Source organism: Arthrobacter sp. yr096 (assembly GCF_900108925.1).
In the GTDB taxonomy this organism is placed as follows: domain Bacteria; phylum Actinomycetota; class Actinomycetes; order Actinomycetales; family Micrococcaceae; genus Arthrobacter.
In genome coordinates this window covers 626,587-649,145 of the sequence record NZ_FNYI01000003.1, presented here as the reverse complement: position 1 = coordinate 649,145, position 22,559 = coordinate 626,587, and the positions used below count along the sequence as shown (strand labels likewise).

Annotated in this window: 21 protein-coding genes; 17 read left to right on the top strand and 4 right to left on the bottom strand. The window is 62.4% G+C overall.

Translation table 11 applies throughout. The annotated features are described in order from the left end of the window. Positions 1-72: 72 nt before the first annotated feature. Positions 73-1,557: a DUF349 domain-containing protein gene (locus BMY91_RS10840; protein WP_090821692.1), complete on the bottom strand. Its 1,485-nt coding sequence runs from the start codon at positions 1,555-1,557 to the stop codon at positions 73-75. A gap of 66 nt (positions 1,558-1,623) precedes the next feature. Next, positions 1,624-2,418: a peptidylprolyl isomerase gene (locus BMY91_RS10835; protein WP_177179896.1), complete on the bottom strand. Its 795-nt coding sequence runs from the start codon at positions 2,416-2,418 to the stop codon at positions 1,624-1,626. A 207-nt stretch (positions 2,419-2,625) separates the two neighbouring features. Here BMY91_RS10835 and hisS point away from each other — a divergent pair, with 207 nt between their 5' ends. The 3 genes from hisS (at position 2,626) to BMY91_RS10820 (ending at position 6,732) form a co-directional block, all read left to right on the top strand. Further along, positions 2,626-3,972, top strand: coding sequence for a histidine--tRNA ligase (hisS, locus tag BMY91_RS10830; RefSeq protein ID WP_090821690.1), 1,347 nt, complete (start codon positions 2,626-2,628; stop codon positions 3,970-3,972). Between the two features lie 110 nt (positions 3,973-4,082). Beyond that, positions 4,083-5,876, top strand: coding sequence for an aspartate--tRNA ligase (gene aspS, locus BMY91_RS10825; protein WP_090821688.1), 1,794 nt, complete (start codon positions 4,083-4,085; stop codon positions 5,874-5,876). A 70-nt stretch (positions 5,877-5,946) separates the two neighbouring features. Beyond that, a complete protein-coding gene (locus BMY91_RS10820; RefSeq protein WP_090821685.1) occupies positions 5,947-6,732 on the top strand; it encodes a GNAT family N-acetyltransferase in 786 nt (261 codons plus the stop codon). Between the two features lie 51 nt (positions 6,733-6,783). On the opposite strand, the gene BMY91_RS10815 is transcribed toward BMY91_RS10820, so the two are convergent. Continuing rightward, entirely contained in the window at positions 6,784-7,383 is a 600-nt protein-coding gene (locus BMY91_RS10815; protein ID WP_090821683.1) for a Vms1/Ankzf1 family peptidyl-tRNA hydrolase, read from the bottom strand. Positions 7,384-7,425: 42 nt separating this feature from the next. Here BMY91_RS10815 and BMY91_RS10810 point away from each other — a divergent pair, with 42 nt between their 5' ends. The 14 genes from BMY91_RS10810 to nusB all read left to right on the top strand — a co-directional run bounded on the left by BMY91_RS10810 (position 7,426) and on the right by nusB (position 21,132). Then, on the top strand, positions 7,426-8,952 hold the full coding sequence (locus BMY91_RS10810; RefSeq protein WP_090821681.1) for a replication-associated recombination protein A: 1,527 nt from the start codon (positions 7,426-7,428) through the stop codon (positions 8,950-8,952). 205 nt (positions 8,953-9,157) lie between these two features. Then, positions 9,158-9,778: a 30S ribosomal protein S4 gene (gene rpsD / locus BMY91_RS10805; RefSeq protein WP_011774968.1), complete on the top strand. Its 621-nt coding sequence runs from the start codon at positions 9,158-9,160 to the stop codon at positions 9,776-9,778. Between the two features lie 157 nt (positions 9,779-9,935). Next, a complete protein-coding gene (locus BMY91_RS10800; RefSeq protein ID WP_090821679.1) occupies positions 9,936-10,310 on the top strand; it encodes a DUF948 domain-containing protein in 375 nt (124 codons plus the stop codon). A gap of 53 nt (positions 10,311-10,363) precedes the next feature. Beyond that, on the top strand, positions 10,364-10,594 hold the full coding sequence (locus BMY91_RS10795; RefSeq protein ID WP_175538604.1) for a hypothetical protein: 231 nt from the start codon (positions 10,364-10,366) through the stop codon (positions 10,592-10,594). A 115-nt stretch (positions 10,595-10,709) separates the two neighbouring features. Further along, positions 10,710-13,388, top strand: coding sequence for an alanine--tRNA ligase (gene alaS, locus BMY91_RS10790; protein ID WP_090821675.1), 2,679 nt, complete (start codon positions 10,710-10,712; stop codon positions 13,386-13,388). Positions 13,389-13,390: 2 nt separating this feature from the next. Further along, positions 13,391-13,981 (top strand): Holliday junction resolvase RuvX, encoded by a 591-nt coding sequence (ruvX, locus tag BMY91_RS10785; RefSeq protein WP_090821673.1) that lies wholly within the window; start codon positions 13,391-13,393, stop codon positions 13,979-13,981. Continuing rightward, positions 13,978-15,753, top strand: coding sequence for an endolytic transglycosylase MltG (mltG, locus tag BMY91_RS10780; protein ID WP_090821671.1), 1,776 nt, complete (start codon positions 13,978-13,980; stop codon positions 15,751-15,753). The genes ruvX and mltG overlap by 4 nt, the downstream gene beginning before the upstream one ends. Next, a complete protein-coding gene (locus BMY91_RS10775; protein ID WP_090821669.1) occupies positions 15,750-16,604 on the top strand; it encodes a shikimate dehydrogenase family protein in 855 nt (284 codons plus the stop codon). The genes mltG and BMY91_RS10775 overlap by 4 nt, the downstream gene beginning before the upstream one ends. A 26-nt stretch (positions 16,605-16,630) precedes the next feature. Next, positions 16,631-17,830: a chorismate synthase gene (gene aroC, locus BMY91_RS10770; RefSeq protein ID WP_090821667.1), complete on the top strand. Its 1,200-nt coding sequence runs from the start codon at positions 16,631-16,633 to the stop codon at positions 17,828-17,830. After that, positions 17,830-18,396 (top strand): shikimate kinase, encoded by a 567-nt coding sequence (locus tag BMY91_RS10765; protein ID WP_371261039.1) that lies wholly within the window; start codon positions 17,830-17,832, stop codon positions 18,394-18,396. Before aroC ends, BMY91_RS10765 begins: the two co-directional genes overlap by 1 nt. Continuing rightward, the gene (gene aroB / locus BMY91_RS10760) at positions 18,393-19,484 is read left to right on the top strand and encodes a 3-dehydroquinate synthase (RefSeq protein ID WP_090821665.1); all 1,092 of its coding nucleotides are present in this window, start codon (positions 18,393-18,395) and stop codon (positions 19,482-19,484) included. Before BMY91_RS10765 ends, aroB begins: the two co-directional genes overlap by 4 nt. Then, on the top strand, positions 19,481-20,002 hold the full coding sequence (locus BMY91_RS10755; RefSeq protein WP_090821663.1) for a tetratricopeptide repeat protein: 522 nt from the start codon (positions 19,481-19,483) through the stop codon (positions 20,000-20,002). The genes aroB and BMY91_RS10755 overlap by 4 nt, the downstream gene beginning before the upstream one ends. 156 nt (positions 20,003-20,158) lie before the next feature. Then, complete coding sequence (gene efp, locus BMY91_RS10750; protein WP_011774957.1) at positions 20,159-20,722, top strand: elongation factor P; 564 nt, start codon at positions 20,159-20,161, stop codon at positions 20,720-20,722. Next, entirely contained in the window at positions 20,722-21,132 is a 411-nt protein-coding gene (gene nusB / locus BMY91_RS10745; protein ID WP_011774956.1) for a transcription antitermination factor NusB, read from the top strand. The genes efp and nusB overlap by 1 nt, the downstream gene beginning before the upstream one ends. A gap of 91 nt (positions 21,133-21,223) precedes the next feature. Here the strand turns inward: nusB and BMY91_RS10740 are convergent, their stop codons facing one another. Then, complete coding sequence (locus BMY91_RS10740) at positions 21,224-22,516, bottom strand: PrsW family intramembrane metalloprotease (protein ID WP_090821784.1); 1,293 nt, start codon at positions 22,514-22,516, stop codon at positions 21,224-21,226. Positions 22,517-22,559: the final 43 nt, after the last annotated feature.

The window sequence follows — 22,559 nt, the reverse complement described above, 5'->3', positions numbered from 1 at the left end:
CGAGTACAGGCTCCGTCCCGGATATGTGGATAACCGGGACGGAGCCTGCAGGAGCCAATATTTCAGGACTGGCTAGGCGAGATCGCTCGCTGAACGCTGGATCTGGTCCAGCCATGCCTGGCGTGCTTCCAACGCTTCACGGGCGGCCTTGATGCGGCGCTGGTCGCCCGCCTTCTCCGCCTTTTCGAGATCGTCCTTGAGGCCGGCAATAGCTGTTTCCAGCTGGGAAAGGGCACTGTTGGTGCGGGCCTTGGTTTCCGGGTTGCTCCGGCGCCACTTCTCTTCCTCGGCGTCGCGGACCGCGTCTTCTACCTTGCGGAGGCCGGCTTCGATGCGGCCCATGTCAGCCCGGGGAACCTTGCCTGCATCTTCCCAGCGGTCCCTGATCGATTGCAGGGCCTTCTTGGCAGCGTTGAGGTCGTTGATGGGCAGGAGAGCCTGTGCTTCGGCTACGAGCTGTTCCTTGACGCCCAGGTTGGCTGTGTACTCCTGGTCGATCTGCTCGTTGGCGGCCTGACGGTTGCTGAAGAAGACATCCTGGGCAGCGCGGAACCGGCCCCAGAGAGCGTCATCATCTTTCCGGCTGGCGCGCGGCGTGGCCTTCCACTGGTCCATCAGCCTCCGGTACTCGCCGGCAGCAAAACCCCAGTCGGTGGAGGAAGAGAGAGCCTCTGCCTCGGCAATCAGGGCTTCCTTGGCGGACTTCGCAGCAGAATTGTTGCTATCCAACTGGGAGAAGTAGGCGCGGCGGTGACGATCGAAGACCGTGCGCGCGGAGCGGAACCGCTTCCAGAGGGCGTCTTCGTTGCTGCGTCCCAACCGGACGCCGCTCTTCTGCGCAGCCTTCCACGTTTCGAACAGTTCATTCATGCGGGCGCTGGAGGTCTTCCACTGGATCTGGGCAGGATCCTGGCCAGCTATTGACTCTGCTTCGGCCACAATGGCTTCGCGGGCGGCAAGTTCGCTGGCGCGTACGGCCTCATGGGCGGCTTTCTCAGACTTCTCCAGTTCCACGACCTGTGTGGAGAGGGCGTCCAAGCGGGCCTCGGCGGAACGGATGTCGCCCACCATGTTGCGCTCGGCGAGCTGCTCGCGAAGGTGCGTGACGGTCTTCTGCATGTCAGTAGCGGGAGCCTTGGACTCTACGCGGTGCTCCAGGAGGACAACCTGCGCGATGATGTCGTCGAACTTTCGGGCGAAGTATCCCAATGCTTCGTCAGGACTGACACCCGGGTACTGGCCCACAGCGATCTCCTCGCCATCCAGCGTGAGGAAGACATGGCCATCACCTTCTGCGCGGCCCCACTTGGCGGCCTCGGCGAGCGACGCCGCGGACACAGCCGGGGCGGCAGGAACGACGGCGGCGGGGGCCTTCGGGCGGGCTGCGAAGGCAGCCGGTGATGGGGCAGCGGATGGAGCCGGACGCGGTGCTGCCGGCGCCTCGGGCTTCTGTTCAGGCGCAGGCTCCGGGGTCTCCGCCCCGTTCGTTTCGGTTGCCTCGACCGCTTCCTGATTGGCCACTGCTGCTGTTTCGTCGGATTTCTGACTGTCTGTCACCGCTAAAAGTCTTTCGCTTGGAGGGACTGCTAAGGTAATGCACCCCGGGCCGGGGCCTGGAGCTGGTTACTTCAGAGAAAACGAGTCTATCGTGACAGGTGCCACAGGGGCGCCGTCGTTGGGGTTTTCGCCGGACTTGAGGCCTGCGGCAGCTATCTTGGTCACCACGTCCAGGCCACTGGTCACCTTGCCCACCACTGAGTATCCACCCGCAGTGTCTGCGGGGATGGTGGTGTCTTTGTAAACGATGAAGAATTGGTGGCCGTTACCGTATGCGTCGTTCCCGGTGCGTGCCACGGCGATGGTCCCCGCAGGGTATTTGTTGTCCGCAGGCGCGTTTTCCAGTGGACCCCATCGGTAGTTGGGGTCGTCCGTCCCGTTTTCGTCGGTGGCGCCGCACTGCAGGAGCCCGAACGTTTCGGACGTCGTCAGGCGGTGGCAGAACTTCCCGTTGTAATAGCCGGCGTCACTCAGGGACTTGAAGACTGCAGCTGCCTGTGGAGCTGCTGTGCCGTTCAACTCAATACCCACGGCACCGCCGTTCAAGGCCAGTTCACCCGTGAATGTCTTTCCTGCCGCGGTGTCCGGGCTGGGGACGTCGGCGCTGTTGGATGCGGCCGGGGAAGCTGACGGCGAACTCAGTCCGGCCTCGGCAGCGGCAAACTCCGCTTCGGTGGGGTTGGAACTGAAGACTGTCAGCTGCAGCACGACGGCGAGGACAACTGCCGCGCCGCCGGCACCAATGGCAATGGTGTTGTCGCGTTTGCGCCGGTTTCCCTGTTCCTGGCGCAGGGCACGCTTGGCTTCCATCTGCCTGATGCGACGTTTTGCTTCGCGGTCATCCCGCGACCTTGTTGCCAAGAGTCCTCCTGATTTGTCCTCAATAGATGGCGGCCGACAGGAACCCGGGCATGCTGCATTAGATGTGCACGCGCGGAAAGCATAAACTGGCTGCCGCACATAGTTTATGCATGACCGGCTGGACGCCCGCCCTGTAAACGCCGTTCGGGCGTTTTAAAGCTGCGGTGCCGATTCCAGTTCAGCTTTCTTTGAGGAGACAATTCCCCCATGGCACGTACCGCCTCCCTGTCCGGATTCCCCGAGTGGCTTCCCCAGGAGCGGTTGGTGGAGCTTCATGTGCTGGACACTCTCCGAAAGACGTTCGAGCTGCACGGATTTTCCTCCATTGAAACCCGCGCCGTTGAGACCGTGGGGCAGCTGCTCCGCAAGGGTGAGATCGACAAAGAGGTCTACGGCCTGAGCAGGCTCCAGGATGACGAGGGAGACGCTGCAAAGTCGGATAAGGGCGATCCGAACGCGCTGGCCCTGCATTTTGACCTCACCGTTCCATTTGCCCGCTACGTGGTGGAGAACGCCGGTTACCTGGCGTTTCCGTTCCGTCGTTACCAGATCCAGAAGGTCTGGCGTGGCGAGCGTCCCCAGGAGGGCCGCGCACGTGAGTTTACGCAGGCGGACATTGACGTGGTGGGCGACGGCGAATTGCCCTTCCGCTACGACGTAGAGATCGCGCTGGTCATTGCCGAGGCACTGAGTGCGTTGCCGATTCCGGATTTCCGGCTCCGGATCAACAACCGGAAGCTGGCTGAGGGCTTTTATCGCGGCATCGGCCTGACGGACACGGCTGGTGTTCTTCGCAGCATCGACAAACTGGAGAAGATTGGCGCCGGGAAGGTTGCCGAACTGTTGAAGTCGGAGCTGGGTGCGACGGATGAGCAAGCAAGCCTTGCCCTTCAGCTGGCAAGCATCCGCACTGAAGACACGTCGTTTGTCCAGCAGGTCCGCGCCTTGGGCGTCACTGATGACCTTCTTGAAGAAGGCCTCGACGAACTCGAGCAGGTTATTGAGGCTGCCGTCCAGCGCGCCCCTGGCAAGGTGGTGGCCGACCTCAGCATCGCCCGCGGCCTGGACTACTACACAGGAACCGTGGTGGAGACGGTGCTCGTGGGGCATGAGCAGCTCGGTTCCATTTGTTCGGGCGGACGCTATGACGCTTTGGCGAGCAAGGGTAACCGCAAGTTCCCCGGCGTCGGGCTCTCCATTGGCGTCACGCGACTCGTCTCGCGCATCCTCAGCCAGGAATTGGCCACGGCCTCCCGATCGGTGCCCACAGCGGTGTTGGTTGCCTTGAATTCAGACGACAGCTGGTCTGCGGCGCAGGACATTGCCGCCCAGCTGCGCGGCCGGGGCATCGCCACGGAAGTTGCGGCAAAGGCCGAGAAGTTCGGCAAGCAAATCAAATTCGCTGACCGTCGCGGCATTCCCTTTGTATGGTTCACAGACGATGACGGCAAGCACCAGGTCAAAGACATCCGCTCCGGTGAGCAGGTAGACGCGGACCCGGCAAGCTGGACACCTGCGGATGAGGACCTCCACGTCCGGGTCACCACCGCCTGATAGACAGATAGTTTGTCCCGCCTCTTGGCGGGAGCCGCGGCCGGGGCGGGTAAACTCGGACGGGACCGCTTTGCAGCGGTCCCTCTAAATTTCATGCTGAAAGGAATGCTGTGCTGCGCACACATGACCTCGGATCCCTTCGCTCCGAGCACATTGGACAGACCGTTACCCTGGCCGGCTGGGTGGGCCGCCGCCGTGATCACGGTGGCGTTGCATTCGTTGACCTGCGTGACGCGTCCGGTGTCGCCCAGGTGGTTGTCCGTGAGGAAGAGGTCTTCCACGGCCTGCGGAACGAGTACGTTCTGCAGGTGACGGGTACCGTCAACAAGCGTCCCGAAGGCAACGAGAACCCGGCTTTGGCGACCGGTGAAATCGAGGTTATCGCGGACAAGGTTGTTATCCTCAACACCTCCGAGCCCCTCCCGTTCCAGATTGACGAGCACGTGGAGGTCGGCGAGGAAGCCCGGCTCAAGCACCGTTACCTTGACCTTCGCCGTCCCGGCCCCGCACGCAACATGCGCCTGCGTTCAGAGGCAAACCGTGTGGCACGCGAACTGCTGCACCAGCGCGGATACATCGAGATCGAGACTCCCACGCTGACGCGTTCGACGCCGGAAGGCGCCCGCGACTTCGTGGTTCCGGCCCGTCTTGCCCCGGGTTCCTGGTACGCCCTGCCGCAGTCGCCGCAGCTTTTCAAGCAGCTCCTCCAAGTGGGCGGCTTCGAGAAGTATTACCAGATTGCCCGTTGCTACCGTGACGAGGACTTCCGTGCCGACCGTCAGCCGGAGTTCACGCAGTTGGACATCGAAGCCAGCTTCGTTGACCAGGACGATGTCATTGAATTGGGCGAGGCAATCGTCAAGGCCTTGTGGCAGTTGATCGACGTCGAGATCCCCACCCCGATCCGCCGCATGACGTATCTGGACGCCATGGCCAAATACGGTTCGGACAAGCCTGACCTGCGTTTTGGTGTGGAGCTGACTGAACTTACCGAGTTCTTCAAAGACACTAACTTCGGCGTCTTCAAGGCACCCTACGTCGGCGCAGTGGTCATGCCCGGTGGCGCTTCCCAACCGCGCCGGACCCTGGACGGCTGGCAGGAATTCGCCAAGCAGCGTGGACACAAGGGCCTGGCCTACGTCCTGTTCAAGGAGGACGGCGAGCTCGCCGGCCCCGTTGCCAAGAACCTCACGGATGAAGAGCGTGCCGGCCTTGCTGACGCCGTTGGCGCCAAGCCCGGCGACTGCATCTTCTTCGCTGCCGGCGAGAAGTCCGCGGCGCGTGCCCTGCTGGGTGCCGCACGTGTTGAGATCGGCCACCGCACCGGCTTGATCGATCCCAAGGATTGGGCGTTCGTTTGGATCGTGGATGCTCCCATGTTCGAGCCTGCTGCCGCTGCTGTTGCCTCTGGCGACGTCGCAGTGGGTGGGGGACAGTGGACTGCCGTTCACCACGCCTTCACCTCGCCCAAGCCGGAGTTCCTTGACACGTTTGACCAAGACCCGGAGTCGGCGCTCTCCTACGCCTACGACATCGTCTGCAACGGCAACGAGATCGGCGGCGGCTCCATCCGTATCCACGAGCGCGAAGTGCAGGAACGCGTCTTCCAGCTCATGGGACTGGACAAGGAAGACGCCGAAACGAAGTTCGGCTTCCTCCTGGAGGGCTTCAAGTACGGAGCTCCTCCGCATGGCGGCATGGCCCTCGGCTGGGACCGCGTGGTGGCTCTGCTCGCCGGCGTGGAATCCATCCGCGACGTCATTGCGTTCCCGAAGTCCGGCAACGGCTACGACCCCCTGACCGCGGCTCCTGCTCCCATCACGGCGCAGCAGCGCAAGGAAGCGGGCGTCGACTTCAAGCCCGAGGCAAAGCCTGCCGCCAAGGCAGAGGCGAAGGCCGAGTAGTACAACTGCCAAAGGCTCTCCACTGCGGTGGGGAGCCTTTGGTGTTCCTTCCAAGGAAAGGTGAGGGGCAGTGGTGGATCAAGCCGCCATCGAAAGGCTCATGGACAAAGCGTGGCCCGCCATCGAGCGCGAGGACGCGGGAGGGTGGGTACTGCGGGCTTCGGAGGGAGTAACGCAGCGTGCCAATTCCGTGTGGCCACGGCAAACCTCCGGGGAAGCGGGTCTCGCTCCAGATAACAGCGTCATCGAAGCCGCCGTTCGGGCCGCAGGCGAGTGGTACCGGAGTCGTCGCCTTCCTTTGATCTTCCAGGTTTTCGAGGATGCCGGCAGTGCTGCCCTTAACGCTGTGTTGGATAGGCAGCGCTTCACCAGGCAGTCCGAAACCCGAATCATGGTTCGTGACGTGGAGGGCTTGCCGGCCGGCCAGCCGGGGCTGGAGATCACCCAACAACCCTCCGTGGAATGGCTCAAGGTCTGGTGGTCAGTAGACGGGCGTGGCGGCGAGGCCGAGATGGCCGTTGCCCGGAAGATACTCACCGCTTGCCCGTCGTTGTATGCGTTGATCAGGGACGACGACGGCGTTCCGGCCGCCGTTGGGCGCCTGGCCCTGGTGGATGGCTGGGGTGGCATTTACAGCATGGCGACGTCGGCAACGCACCGCCGGCGCGGATACGGCACACGGGTTTTGGGCGGATTGTTGGAGGCCGGCGCCCATCTGGGCCTTGAAGGATTCTGGCTGCTGGTCACGGCGGCCAATCACGGAGCGCAGTCGCTCTACACACAGGCAGGCTTCTCCGCGCACGGCAGCTACCTGTATCGGCAGGCTCCATTGCGGCGTGCCCCAGGCGGCTGCTGAACAGCAGCTTCTGGAGGACAGCTTCTGAGCAGCAGTGCTGGACAACGGCTCCTAGTCCGGGGGATCGGATACTATGACCCGCACGGAGCACGCATCCGCAGCGGCTTTGGCCAGAACGCTGGACTTGGGCTCCTGAATGTCCAGGAAGGCCAGCCGTGTGCGGCCCGCCACCGATCTGAGGGCTGGCTGGGCAAGGACTTGATCCACTGATGCCCGGTCACCACCGGGGACGATGTACTCGATGCGCTGATCCTTGTAGATCCGGGCGGCGTGTTCGGCTGTTGCCTTGATCTCCACCAGGCGCTTACCGCTCTTCCATGCGAGGATCGTGGATCCGCTGGCAGCGGCTATCGCGTAGCCGCCTCTGCGGACCAACAGCAAGCCCAGCCCGCGTTCTTGGCTGGCCAGCGACGCCAACCGGTCCAGCTCCGTTGCACCGCGGCCCGGACGCCCGTCGGTCGGCCAGGGAGCCCGCAGCAGCGCCTTGGTGCCGTCAGCGGCACGCAGTACCAACCCGCCGTCGTCGAGGTCCTCGACAGCCGGGCCATGGCTGGCCGTGAACCGTTCCACCCAACCCAGCAACCTGTCTGCGGGCACCATAGCGGTCCGGCTGCCGGATCGCTGGTGCGGGGCAGATGCTTGGCGGTCCATGGCCGATGTCTCCTTTGCTGGAACTATGAGTAGCCTATCCATGTGGAAGATCTCTTTGGTGCGGGTGCAGGACACGACGACGAGTCGGAGGATCTGCCTGCCACCGGGGGACCGTCCGACGCTCACTGGATGGCATCGCAGCGCAGCCCGCTGGCCGTGCGGATGCGGCCACGCACTCTGGACGACGTTGTAGGCCAGCAGCATTTGCTGGGTCACGGTTCGCCACTGCGCCAGTTGGCTGCAGGGGCTGAAGCGGCCGGCCCGGCTGGCCCGAGCTCAGTCATTCTGTGGGGGCCACCTGGAACCGGCAAGACCACTTTGGCGCATGTGATTGCCCGTGGTCCAGGCAGGAAATTCGTTGAATTGTCGGCCATCACCGCCGGAGTCAAGGATGTCCGGCGCGTCATGGACGAGGCACTGACAGCGCGCGATCTCTACAAGAAGACCACGGTCCTCTTCCTGGATGAGATCCATCGATTCAACAAAGCACAGCAGGATGCATTGCTACCCGGCGTCGAGAACCGCTGGGTGGTGTTGGTGGCCGCCACCACGGAGAATCCGTCGTTCTCCGTGGTCTCGCCCTTGCTGTCCCGTTCCCTTCTGCTGACGCTGAAGCCGCTCACCGACGACGACATTTCCGGTTTGCTGCAGAGGGCAGTGGCCGATGCCCGGGGCCTCGCCGGACGGGTTTCGCTCAGTGATGAGGCCTTGGAGCATCTGGTCCGTTTGTCCGGTGGTGACGCCCGCAGGGCACTCACCGCGCTGGAAGCTGCCGCTGGCGTGGCGTTCGGTGACTCTGCCGCCGTCGGGGATGTCCACTCCGTCGGGGCGGAACAGGGCGGAGCCGGAGCGGAAGACGACAGGGTCGACGGGGACGATGACGGGAACGACGACGAAGCGGGCCTCGCCAACGACGGCGCCCCTGATGCTCCGGTACTGGTGGAACTCCGCCATACAGAGCGGGCACTTGACGCTGCTGCTGTTCGTTACGACCGTGCTGGCGACCAGCATTATGACGTGGCCAGCGCGTTCATCAAGTCCATCAGGGGCTCGGATGTAGACGCGGCCCTGCATTACCTGGCACGCATGCTGGAAGCCGGCGAGGATCCGAGGTTCGTGGCCCGACGCATCGTGATCTCCGCGGCAGAAGACATTGGAATGGCAGATCCCACGGCACTGCAGACGGCAGTGGCCGCGGCCCAAGCGGTGCAGCTGATCGGCATGCCCGAAGGCCGGATTGTCCTGGCTGAAGCCGTGGTCCACCTGGCCACCGCTCCCAAGTCCAACGCTGCCTATATGGGGTTGAACAAGGCCGTGGCTGATGTCCGGGCCGGGTTCGGTGGCGGCATTCCCATGCACTTGCGTGACGCGCACTATCCAGGCGCGAAACAACTGGGCCATGGCAAGAGCTACAAGTATGCCCACGACGAACCCCACGGAGTAGCCCAGCAGCAGTATCCGCCCGACGACCTTGTGGGTAGGGATTACTACGAGCCCACCAGTAACGGTGCCGAACGTGACATTTCGGCAAGGCTGGAAAAGCTACGCAGGATCGTGCGCGGGGAGTAACCCGCTAGCAGCACCCAGGCGGTGGATGACCACCCCGCACATGGTAGGATAGATCCTTGTCTGGCATGGCCCGACGCACAATCCCTTGAAGATTTTCTCCATAGTGCTGTGCGCCCGGGCTAGTAGCAAGAGGCAGCGGTTGGCCGATGCTCTCCCTGATGGAGGCCAGTAACACAGACACACCGCAGTAATTGGAAGGACACAAGTGGCTAACAACACTCGTGCTCGCCGTACCGCACGCCTCTCGCGTGCACTCGGCATTGCTCTGACCCCCAAGGCCGCCAAGTACATGGAGCGCCGTCCGTACGGCCCCGGCGAGCATGGCCGTGCCCGCAAGAAGCAGGACTCCGACTACGCCGTACGTCTGCGCGAAAAGCAGCGTCTGCGCGCCCAGTACGGCATCCGCGAAGCACAGATGACCCGTGCCTTCGAAGAAGCACGCCGCACCAAGGGCCTCACCGGTGAAAACCTGGTTGAGCTGCTCGAAATGCGTCTGGACGCCCTCGTGCTCCGTGCAGGTTTCGCCCGCACCATCGCGCAGGCACGCCAGCTGGTTGTGCACCGCCACATCATGGTTGACGGCATCCGCGTGGACCGCCCGTCCTTCCGCGTTGGCGAAGGCCAGCTCATCCACGTTCACAGCCGCTCCGAGGTTATGCCCCCGTTCCAGGTGGCAGCAGCCGGCGCACACGTGCTGAACAACGTACCGGCTTACTTGGACGTCAAGATCGACGCCCTGCAGGCACGCCTGGTTCGTCGCCCGAAGCGCTCTGAGGTCCCCGTGATCTGCGAAGAGCAGCTCGTCGTCGAATTCTACGCTCGCTAAATTTACGCAGCGCATACAAAGAAGCCCGTGGCACATGCCGCGGGCTTCTTTGTATGTAAGGTACCGGTGCAAAGTAGGTAAGGTACTGGGGAGGCCTTGTCCAGAGCCGATAGTCGGCTGGTGCAGGGCAGCGCAACGATCCTAGGAGAAGAGTTCTATGTCTGGTGGCGACATCGCCGGCCTCATCGCAGCAGGAGTGTTCGCGCTCCTTGTTTTGCTGTTGGCTGTGCCCATCCTGAAACTGGGCGGCGTCTTTGACGAAGTGCGGACTTCCATCCGTTCCATCAGCGACGGAGCTACGCCCCTGATGGATGAGGTGACCGCCACAGTCTCCACCACCAACCAGCAGTTGAAGAAGGTTGACGGCATCGCCTCCAACGTCTCCGATGCTTCGGCGAACATCTCTGCACTGTCTTCACTTGTAGCTGCCACAGTGGGGTCACCCTTGATCAAGGTAGCCGCCTTCAGCTACGGCGTCCGCTCGGCATTCGCGGCCCGCCGCACGCCTTCCTCCGGCCGCCGCAGCCGCTGAACAAAGCGATCGCTGGACGAGTAACCGCTGAACCAACGGGAGAACATAACCCCATGAAAAGAATTGTTTGGATGGGCATTGGCGTCGCTATCGGCGTCATTGCCTTTCGGAAAATCACCGAAGCCCAGGCCAGCATCGGCCCTGAAGGCTTGAACCGCGCTGTAGGCCGCATGGCAGATGGCTTGTTCGACTTTGCCGATGCAGTGCGTTCGGGCATGCACCAGCGTGAAGAGGACCTGCGCGCGGCGTTGGGGATCGACGAGGCCGGAGCAGGCCGCCGCTAGCCGGAGCGTTTCGCTCCCGCGCCCGCAACAGGGCAGAATGGAAAACTGCGGAACGGCACCAGCCGGTACCGCGCACATCACGTGCAGTGAATTGAGAAGGGTAAGTAATCAGCTAATGAAGTCGCAGGAGATCACCAAACGCTGGGTGGACTTTTTTGTCAGTAAGGGCCACACCGCCGTTCCTTCCGCGTCGCTCGTTTCCAGCGACCCGTCCCTTCTCTTCACTGTGGCCGGGATGGTGCCTTTCATTCCGTACCTGACCGCGCGCGAGGAGCCACCCTACAGCCGCGCCACGAGCGTCCAGAAGTGCATTCGCACCGGTGACATCGAGGAAGTTGGAAAGACGGCCCGCCACGGGACGTTCTTCCAGATGTGCGGAAACTTCTCTTTCGGGGACTACTTCAAGGAAGACGCCATCAAGTTCGCCTTCGAGTTGCTCACCAAGAGCGTTGACGACGGCGGCTATGGTCTTCCGGCTGAACGCCTCTGGGTGACGGTCTACGAAGAAGACGACGAAGCCAAAGAACTGTGGCTCAAGAACACCGGCATCCCGGCCGAACGCATCCAGCGCATGGGGAAGGCCGACAACTACTGGTCCACAGGACAGCCCGGACCTGCGGGGCCTTGCTCGGAGATCTACTATGACCGCGGCCCTGCCTATGGCATTGAGGGCGGCCCTCTCGCTGACGAGACCCGCTACATCGAAATCTGGAACCTCGTGTTCATGCAGTACCAGATCGAGAATGTTCGCTCCAAGGTGGACTTTGACATTGTGGGCGAACTACCGCAGAAGAACATCGACACCGGCCTGGGCATGGAGCGTCTTGCGATGATCCTCCAGGGTGTTGAAAACATGTACGAGACCGATCAGGTCCGTCCTGTGATCGATAAAGCCGCTGAATTGTCCGGCCGCGAGTACACCTCGGCCGAGTCCCCGGAAGACCCGCACCACACGGATGATGTCCGCATGCGCGTTGTCGGCGACCACATTCGTTCTGCCTTGATGCTCATTGCTGATGGCGTTGCGCCGTCCAATGAGGGCCGCGGGTATGTGCTCCGCCGCCTGATCCGCCGTGCCGTCCGCGCCATGCGCCTGCTGGGCGTCGAGAAAGCCTGCCTGCCCGATCTCCTGCCCGCCTCCCGTGATGCCATGAAGGGCGTCTACCCGGTGGTGGAGACTGACTTTGCCCGGATCAGCCGCATTGCTTATGCCGAAGAAAAGGCCTTCCTGCGCACGATTGCCTCCGGCACTGCGCGCTTGGAGGACGCTGTTGCCGAGTCGAAGGCTGCGGGGGTTCCGTTGTCCGGCGCCGATGCCTTCGCGTTGCACGACACCTACGGCTTCCCGATCGACCTGACCTTGGAAATGGCTGAAGAAGCCGGCCTCAAGGTGGACGAGGCCGGCTTCCGTTCACTCATGCTTGAGCAGCGGCAGCGCGCACAGGCTGACGCCAAGGGCAAAAAGGGTGGTCATGCTGACCTCAGCGCATACCAGGAACTGCTGGGCAAGGGTGAGACCGTCTTCACGGGCTACGACGAGCTTGAAAGCGAAGCGAAGGTCCGTGGCATTGTCAGTGGCGGCCGGGCAGTAGCCCATGCTTCCACCGGTGACGAGATCGAACTCGTCCTGAACGAGACACCGTTCTATGCAGAAGCTGGTGGACAGTCTGCAGACACCGGCCTCATCACAGGCGACGGCTTCGTGGTGGAAGTACTGGACGTTCAGCGTCCCATCAAGGGCCTGAGCGTGCACAAGGCGATTGTTCGTGAGGGCGAAATCGGCTCCGATGCTTTGGTGCGCGCTGCAGTGGACCGTGAACGGCGCCACGCCGCGGAGCAGGCGCACACCGGTACGCACATCGTGCATGCCGCCCTGCACCAGATCCTGGGCCCTGAAGCTACCCAGCGTGGTTCCTACAACAAAGCGGGCTACCTGCGCTTCGACTTTGCCTGGGGCGAAGGCCTGAGCACTGCCACCCGCTCTGAAATCGAAGAGGTTTCCAACATCGCCATCCGGAACAACTTCCGGGTGGACACCAAGGTGATGGGACTGGCTGAGGCAAAGGCGCTGGGCGCCATGGCGCTGTTCGGAGAAAACTACGGCAGCGAAGTACGTGTTGTGGAGATCGACGGCGCATGGTCCCGTGAGTTGTGTGGTGGCACGCATGTGTCCAACACCTCCCTGATTGGCAGCCTATCCCTGCTGGGGGAGCAGTCCGTTGGCTCGGGAAACCGCCGTGTTGAAGCGTTCGTGGGCTTGGATGCCTTCCGCCACCTGGCCGCGGAGCGTGCCTTGGTGACTGAGCTCACCGAGCTCTTGAAGGTTCCGTCCGGACAGCTGGCGGACCGCATCTCCAGCACCCTGAACAAGCTCAAGGCAACGGAGAAGGAACTCGACCGCCTCCGCAAGGAGCAGCTCGCTGCGGCCGCCGCCAACCTGGTGGGCACCGCGAAGGATGCCGCTGGCGTGCGGGTTGTAGCCCACGACGCCGGACAGGTGGGCGGGGCAGACGATCTGCGCAACCTTGCCCTGGATCTCCGCAGCCGCCTGGGCTCTGAAGCGGCCACCGTGGCAGTAGCCGGCGTCAGCAACGATCGTCCGGTGATCCTGATCGCTACGAACGAGGCCGCCCGTGAAGCCGGAGTCAAGGCCGGAATGTTGGTCCGCCTCGCTGCCGGTATCCTCGGCGGCGGCGGTGGTGGCAAGGACGATGTCGCCCAAGGCGGCGGCACCGACGCTGCGAAGGTCTCTGAGGCCCTCACAGCGGTGGTGGATGCGATAGCCAAGCGCTGACGGTGGCTGCGAGTACTAACAGTGGCGTCTACCCCCACGGAGTTAAGCTGGGGGTAGACGTCGGTACCGTCAGAGTGGGCCTGGCCATGTGTGATCCCGACGGAATCCTTGCCACGCCATTCAAGACCGTGGGCCGGGACGCCAAGAAGAACTCTGATGTCCGTGTTGTGGTCAAACACGCTGCGGAATTGCCGGCGGTCCAGATTTTCGTTGGCCTTCCACGCACCATGAAGGGCGAGGAACGCGCTTCCGCGGAAATGGCCATGACGTACGCCGAACTGCTGGCTGCCGAGCTGGTAAGGGCCGGTTTGGACATCCCCGTGAACCTCGTTGACGAGCGACTTTCAACTGTTACGGCACACCGCAACCTGCACGAAGCTGGCATGAGCAGCAGGAACCACCGTAAAGTGGTTGATCAGGTTGCTGCTGCTGGAATACTTCAGCACGCAATCGACATGCAAAAAGCCAGAGGAACGGACGTTGGCCGCCGAGTGCAGGCACCGGCGCAGTCCGAAAAACCCAGCAGTGCCCCAACGCTGCGGGTTGCCTCCGGCAATGAACCCGATTCTTCTACGAGGGGACTGCAACTGTGAGCCCGGTCAACAACGACCCCTCCAGCGGTACCGCCGGTGGCGGCATGCCGCTGACCCGCAAGGAGCTGCGGGCGCGGGAACGATTCCTCGCCACGCAGAACCACAACGTCGTACCCGTTCCCGAAGCGACTCCTGGGGAGACCGCCCCGCCAGCGGACGTTGAGCCCGAACTGCCCCGTCCCGTCCCCGCGGTTCCGGCGGCCTCGGCAGCTCCTCCGCCACCAGCGGTCCCGCCTGTGCCTGTGTCCCAGCCAACGGCTGCCGACAACCCTGCTGCTGAAGCCCGTCCCGCAGCCACAACTCCACCCGTTCCGGCAGCAGAGCCCGTGAATGCTGCTGAATCAGTTTCCGCGGAATCGAACCAAGACCCAGCCCCTTCCGTTGAACCCCAGGTGGAAGACCGTCAGGACTTAGTTAACCTCACTGAATCGCAACAGCAGGACCATGATGTCCGCCAGGACCAGCTCCCCGTTCATGACGCAGACCAGCACGCGGATGATGTTCATGTACATGCATTCAGTGGTGATCCAGAACATCTGAACCATGGGCAGGCGGACATCCAGCACGCCGACGCGGCCGTCCATGAATACGCAGGGCACGATGCCCACCACGTCTTTGACGCCCATGGTGACCTCCACGCCGAGCATCATCTCGACGATCATCACCACGATCTGCTCATCCCCGTTGAGCCAACGGTGTCGAAGGCAGCGGCGAAGAAGGCGCGCCGCCGCCGTCGTGTTGTCGCCCTCCTGATCACCCTCGGTGTCTTCGTAGCCGCCATTGCCATCGGAGCCCAATTCCTGAAGCCCCTGCTGGGGATGGACAAGGTGACCGACTACCCGGGCCCGGGCACGGGATCTGTGGTCATTACAGTGGCGGAGGGTTCCGGGCCGAAGATTGTGGCCACCGCCCTGGTGGAGAACAAAGTGGTGGCCGACGCCGATGCCTTCGTGAAAGAGTTCATGAAGGAAGGCGCAGAGTTGTCTCCGGGCGAATTCACGTTCCGCACGGAAATGAAGAACTCAGACGCCGTGGCGGTCCTGGCGAACAAGGACGCATCGAAGGTCATGTACTTTGCCCTGAGCGCGGGCTTACGCATCAATGAGTCGTTGGAAGCTATCTCCAAGGGCTCGGGTATCTCCATGGAGCAACTCAACGCGTTTAACCAGGCGCCTGCACAATTTGGGGTCCCGGCCAAGGCCAAGAACCTTGAAGGCTTCCTGGCTCCCGGAGAGTACCGTTTTGAGCTGGGTACGCCGGCCAAGGACATCATCCAGAAGCTGGTCTCAACCACACTGGACGAGCTCAAGTCCCAGGGCATCACTGATCCCGCCAAGCAGTACGACACCGTGACAATTGCCAGTATTGTCCAGGCAGAGGGTGGGCAGGCGGACTACGGAAACGTGGCCGGTGCCATCTACAACAGGCTGAAGCCCAACAACGTCGAAACCAGTGGCCTTATCCAATCGGATGCCACCGTGACCTACGGTTTGGGCAAGAAATCCTTCCACCTCACGGAGGAAGAAAAGGCTGACAAGTCCAACACGTACAACACGTATGCAAATGTCGGGCTCCCGGCCGGCCCCATTGGTTCACCTGGCAAGACTGCCATCGATGCCGCCGCCAAGCCCACGCAAAATGACTACCTCTACTGGGTGACCATCAACCTGGATACCAAGGAGACCAAGTTCTCCAAGACCCTGGCTGAGCACAACACTTACGTTGAGCAGTACAACGCGTGGTGCCAGGCAAATGCTGGACGGTGTGTGTGAGTCGTCGTGCCGCAGTCCTGGGGCATCCGATCTCGCATTCGAAGTCCCCGGCCTTGCACACAGCCGCCTACGCCAAGCTTGGTGTCGACATTGACTACTCGGCGATTGACGTCACCGTCGAGGCGCTCCCGTCCTTCATGAACTCGCTGCGTGGCGATGACACATGGTGTGGCCTCTCGGTGACCATGCCGCTGAAATCGGCCATGGTCCGTGAAGTGGACGAGGTCCGAGGCGCAGGCGCCCACCTGGGGGTCATCAACACTGTTGTTTTTGAGCACGACGGCGGATTGGTGCGTCGTGTGGGCTACAACACCGACGTCGCCGGGATCGTCGAGTCGGTCAGGTATGCCGGAGTGGTTTCCACGCCCCATGCCGCCATTCTTGGTGGCGGCGGTACCTCGGCAGCCGCCGTGGCTGCCGTGCACGAACTCGGTGCCGGCCACGTCGATGTTTTTGTTCGCGACGCGGGACGGGCCGGCGACGCGGAAGCTGCTGCTGCCGCCGTCGGAATTTCCCTGACCGTCCGGCCGCTCACACAAGCAGCCACGGCCATTGCTGGTACAGACTTGGTGATTTCCACCTTCCCACCGCGCGCAGCGGATGCTGTGGCGGAAGAGCTCGCCGCGCTCCCCGGAACGGGCGCAGGGGTCCTGCTGGATGTCGCTTATGATCCTTGGCCCAGCCGCCTCGCGGACGTGTGGCACGGGCACGGGGGAGCGGTGGTACCTGGGCTTGAGATGCTGATGTACCAAGCGGCGGAGCAGATCAGGCGCTTCAGCGGCTGTGACGTTGATGCCGCCGTCATAGATGTGATGTGCGACTCAGTCGGGCTTCCCCGGCGAGTGTTCTAGAGGCCTTACATGGCAGGATTGGTTATATGTTGCGTTGGTTGACTGCCGGTGAATCCCACGGTCCGGCTCTGATCGGAATTGTTGAAGGCGTGCCTGCCGGTGTTGAACTCACCAGCGGGCAGATTCGCGACGCCCTGGCGCGTCGCCGCCTGGGCTATGGGCGGGGAGCCCGCATGAAGTTTGAGCAGGACGAGGTCACCATTATGGGCGGCGTCCGCCATGGACTGACCCAAGGCGGGCCAGTGGCCATCCAGGTTGGTAACACTGAGTGGCCCAAGTGGGAGCAGATCATGTCTGCGGATCCCGTGGATCCGGAAGTCCTCGCCGATCAAGCGCGCAATGCCCCCTTGACGCGTCCCCGTCCCGGGCACGCCGACTTCACGGGTATGCAGAAGTACGGTTTCGACGAAGCCCGACCGGTTCTTGAGCGTGCCAGTGCCCGCGAGACCGCCACCCGCGTGGCACTTGGTACCGTTGCTGCCCAATTCCTGAAGCAGTTGGGCATCGAGTTGGTAAGCCACACCGTGTCCATTGCCAGCGTGACTGTTCCTGAGGGCCGGCCGCTGCCGCTGCCGCAGGACGTCCTGGCACTGGACGCTGACCCTCTCCGCTGTTTCGACCGCGAAACGTCGGACGCTATGGTGTCCGAGGTTGACGCTGCCCACAAAGAAGGCGAAACCCTCGGTGGAGTTGTTGAGGTCCTCGCATACGGTCTGCCGCCCGGACTGGGCAGCTACGTGCACTGGGATCGTCGGCTCGACTCGCGGTTGGCTGCGGCACTGATGGGCATCCAGGCCATTAAGGGTGTGGAAGTCGGTGACGGTTTCCTGACGGCTGCCCGCCGTGGTTCTGCAGCCCATGATGAGATCGTCAAGGACGGGAATGGCAGGATCGTTCGCCAGACCAACCGGGCCGGTGGCATCGAAGGCGGCATGAGCATCGGTGAAGTCCTGCGGGTTCGCGCTGCCATGAAGCCGATCGCCACCGTTCCGCGTGCTCTGCGCACCATCGACGTGAGCACCGGTGAGCCCGCCAAGGCCCACCACCAGCGTTCAGATGTGTGTGCAGTGCCCGCAGCCGGCGTCGTTGCCGAGGCCATGGTGGCCCTGGTGCTGGCCGAGGCTGTTGCCGAGAAGTTCGGTGGAGACTCCGTCGCCGAGACCCAGCGAAACCTGCAGAGCTACCTCGACAACATCCCTGCCACCCTGGACTCGGTCGGCCGGTAGTGGTCCGCCCTGTTCAGGATGGCTGTCCCGGCCGTCCCGTTGTTCTGGTGGGGCCCATGGCTGTTGGCAAGTCGGCCATTGGCCAGCAGCTGGCCCAGCAGCTGGGTCTTCCCTTTGTTGACACCGACGCGGTGGTTGTCGCTGCGCACGGCAGCATCGCCGATATCTTCGCGGGCCGGGGTGAGCATGCGTTCCGCGAGATTGAAGCCCGGGCCGTCGCCAAGTCCATCGAATCTGCCACGCTGAGCCCAGCGATTATTTCGCTGGGCGGAGGCGCGGTCCTTGACTCGGGCACCCAGCAACTGCTGGGGGAGTGCACTGTTGTTTACCTTGAGTGTGACGCGGAGACGGTGGCAGATCGAATAGCCCGCAATACCGGCAGGCCTTTGCTTCAGGGCGACGCCATGATCCGTTGGGAAGCGTTGTTTGCCACCCGACGTCCTGTCTACGAGCGACTAGCGGATATCGTCATGGACGTCCGTTCAGGATCCGTCGCGGAAATCGGCCTCCAGTTGGAGGAGCGGCTGCGCCAGTATGCAGCCTTGAAAGAGGAAGTTGAAAAGTGAGCAACGAAGCAACTGTCATCAAGGTGACCGGCCAGTCAATTAACGAAAACTACGACGTCGTGGTGGGCCGTGGCCTTCTGGACACCCTTCCCGCCAAACTTGGTGAACGTGTGCGGCGCGTTTTGGTTATCCACCCCCGCGCCCTGCGTTTGACCGGTGATACTGTCCGCGCCGAGCTCGAGGCAGCTGGTTTTACCGCGCTTACGGCTGAGATTCCGGATGCCGAAGAGGGCAAGCACATCCAGGTGGCGGCGTTTTGCTGGCAGGTGCTCGGCCAGAACGACTTCACCCGCTCTGACGCCATTGTGGCCGTTGGAGGCGGTGCGGTGACCGACCTCGCCGGTTTTGTGGCAGCAACGTGGCTCCGTGGCGTCAAGGTCATCCACATGCCCACCAGCCTGCTGGGCATGGTGGATGCCTCTGTTGGCGGTAAGACCGGAATCAATACCGCAGAGGGCAAGAACCTCGTGGGTTCCTTCCACCCGCCTGCTGCCGTGCTGGTGGATCTGGATACCCTCCAGACGTTGCCCAAGAACGAGTTGATTTCCGGCATGGCCGAGGTCATCAAGTGCGGGTTCATTGCCGACCCCGTGATCCTGGATCTTGTTGAGAAGAACAACGACGCCGTCATGGACGCCGGCTCGGATGTGGTCCGCGAACTGATCGAGCGTGCCATCTCCGTAAAGGCGGAAGTGGTGTCCCAGGACCTTAAGGAGTCAGGCCTTCGCGAGATCCTGAACTACGGCCATACTCTGGGCCACGCCATCGAGTTGGTGGAACGCTACTCCTGGCGTCACGGCGCCGCCGTCTCCGTGGGCATGATGTTTGCTGCTGAGTTGTCCCGCAGTGTTGGGCGGTTGTCCGACGCTGACGCCGACCGCCACCGCACCATCCTGGAGGGCTTGGGACTGCCGGTCACCTACCGCCGTGACCGCTGGCAGGGTTTGCTTGACGGCATGCGCCGGGACAAGAAATCCCGCGGCGACCTCCTTCGCTTCGTTGTCCTTGATGGTGTGGCGAAGCCGGGCATCCTGGACGTTCCTGACACCTCCCTTCTGTTTGCCGCCTACCAGGAGATCGCATCATGACGATCACCCTGCGGGAAGGCGTCAGCGATTGGCCGACAGCAGGCTTCCCCGGAGTTCGAATGAATCCGGACACGTTGCTGCCCGTGGTGGTCAACGAGGACGTCATGGAGACTGCTCTGGCGGCTTCCGAGGACCCTGCTGATCGCATTATGGCGCTCCTGCTGGAAAACCAGCCCAAGGAAGCGGCGGAGCTGTTGGCTGAAGCTCGTTACAAAGATCCTGAGTCGTTCCGTCTCCGGATCTTCGAAGCGGAGGTGCACCGGGCCACAAACCGGTTGGACCGTGCGGTTCAGCTGTTCCGGCACTTGCTCCATGAAGTTCAGGGGAGTTCCAAGGAAGCAATCGTCCGCCAGTATTTGGGCCGTGCCTATTTTGTGAGTGGCAACCCGCTGGCAGCTTCCGAAGAGTTCGCCAGGGCACTGGACTTGCGGGTGGCCATGGCAGCCGATGCGGCGCTGATCTACTCCTCTGCGGTAGCCCTGCAGCGTGCCCGCAACGTGCTTGAAATGGCTTCGTGAACGCCGCTGAAATCACCGTTCGCAAGGCTCCGGGCTATTTACCGGTAGAATGGTTCTTGGATTTTTGATAAATACGCGCTGGCGGGCCGTTTGGCATGCCTGCTTGGCATAGACGAACTGGCAGCTTGAACCAGTGAGAGAAACCTGAGGATACGAGTGGCAACCACAAACGACATCAAGAACGGGACCGTACTGAAGCTCGAGGGCCAGCTCTGGAACATCATCGAGTTCCAGCACGTCAAGCCGGGCAAGGGCGGCGCGTTCGTCCGCACCAAGATGCGCAATGTTATGTCCGGCAAGGTAGTCGATAAGACATTCAACGCCGGCCTCAAGATCGAGACCGCCACGGTTGACCGCCGTGATTACCAGTACCTGTACCAGGACGGTGAAGACTTTGTCTTCATGGACACCCAGGACTACGACCAAATCACCGTCTCCGGCGCCACTGTTGGCGATGCCACCAACTTCATGCTTGAGAACCAGATGGTCAACATCGCCATCCACGAGGGCACCCCGCTGTACATCGAGTTGCCGCCGAGCGTCGTGCTCGAAATCACCTACACCGAGCCGGGCCTCCAGGGTGACCGCTCCTCGGCAGGAACCAAGCCGGCCACCGTTGAAACCGGTTACGAAATCCAGGTTCCGCTGTTCGTTGAGCAGGGCACCAAGGTCAAGGTCGACACCCGTGATGGCAGCTACCTGGGCCGGGTCAACGACTAGTGAGCGCCCGCGGTAAAGCCCGTAGCAGGGCACTGGAAGTACTTTTCGAGGCAGAGCAACGCTCCGTTTCGGCTTTTGACGCGATGACAGCGCGCCGGGAGAAGACCGACCTGGTCATCAACCCCTACACGGTGGAAATCGTGGAAGGCGTTGTTTCCATGCAGGCAACCATTGATGAGTTCCTGCAGACGTACGCCCAGGGCTGGACGTTGGAGCGGATGCCGTCGGTAGACCGCATCATCCTTCGGATTGGTGCTTGGGAGCTTCTTTACAATGATGAAGTTCCGGACGGCGTGGCAGTGAGCGAAGCTGTGGCCCTCGCCAAGACCATGTCCACGGACGAGTCGCCGGCCTTCATCAACGGACTGCTTGGCCGGCTTCAGAAGCTCAAGCCGTCTTTGCTGGCCTAGGCAACTGCCTCCGCCCGGCATGACATCAAAGGACCCGCTGACAGGAAACTGTCACCGCGGGTCCTTTTGTGTTCAAGGCGGGTCCTTTGCGTTAGTGCAGCACAGCTGCCCGTAGTCCTGGAATGGCGCGGAGGGCTTCCAGTTCATCGTGCTGATGAACCTGGACATCCCGGCCACTGAGAATTCGCTGACGCGTGAATGCCAATGTTGTGGCCCCTCTGATGAAGGCCTTCATCTGCTGCCCGCGCGCCCGGGATGAAGCCCAACGAAGAGCATGCCGCCGGCCCCTGGATGTGGCCAGCATTTCCACTTCGGCAGGCGTGAACCAACCCGCCCGGGCGTACTCCATGAGCCGCTGGCGCGTGAGCTTGCCTTCAGCGGCCCGCAGCAAGATGATGCCCACGGCCGCTACCAGGAAAATCGGCACCTGGACCACAAAGTACTCCGCCAGGAAATCCTGGCCCATGCTGTTCCAGCGATTGTGCAGGAACATGGCGGGCAGCAAACCAATGAAGAATGCCAGCACCGCATATCCCGGGTGCCACTTCCTGGCTGCGAAACCCATGACCAGGCCGGTCGTCCCCGTGAAGATGGCATGCGCGAAAGGCGACATGACGCCGCGGAGGATGAAAATGCGTACCAGGTCCGTGCCGGGATCCGTGGACGATGCGATTTCGCGTCCGAAGTAGAGGATGTTTTCCGTGAACGCGAATCCGGCGGCAATGGTGAACGCGAACACGACCCCATCCACAGGACCGTCAAAATATTTCCGGGCTGCCAGGACCAGCACCAGCAACCCCAGTGACTTGGTGAATTCCTCCACGATGGGGGCCTGGACCGTTGCCATGAAGTAGGTAAATGCTTCTTCGCTGCTTGTAGGCGCGGCGAGTGCGAAGAGTGGCTGGATCAGGAGTGTCCCGGCAATGGACACAGCAGCACCCCAGGTGAAAGCGAACCAGAGGAGCCGTTTGGGCTCGGGTTCCCAGCGATCAATGAGGCGTACCGTCAGCAGCACCACGGACAGGGGGATGAGGGAGGCGATGAAGCCGATCACGAAGCCTGTAATTCCAGTGTTGCCCAGCAGGAACGGGACCACCAGAAGGAGGCTGGCAATGGCCAACACCGCGCCTGTGATGACCAAAGGGAGTGTCTCCATTGACCGGCGTACCGGGACCGGAGGGATGGCCCAGCTTTGCTGGGGGAGCGACGTCGGATTCCCCGGAGCGGGCTGGTAGTTGCCGGGCAGGACGCGGCCAATCCATGTGGGATTGGCTGAGGGTTCCAGATAGGGCCGCGGATAGGGTTGTCCGCCGGGCTGCCCATGAGGGTTCGAGGTCATGGGCAAGAGCCTATTCCACCCGTGGGAATGTGAGCTTAAACTCACGCCAAGGTTGCCGCCGGGCGTGAGGCGGGAAAGTGCTGCTGTG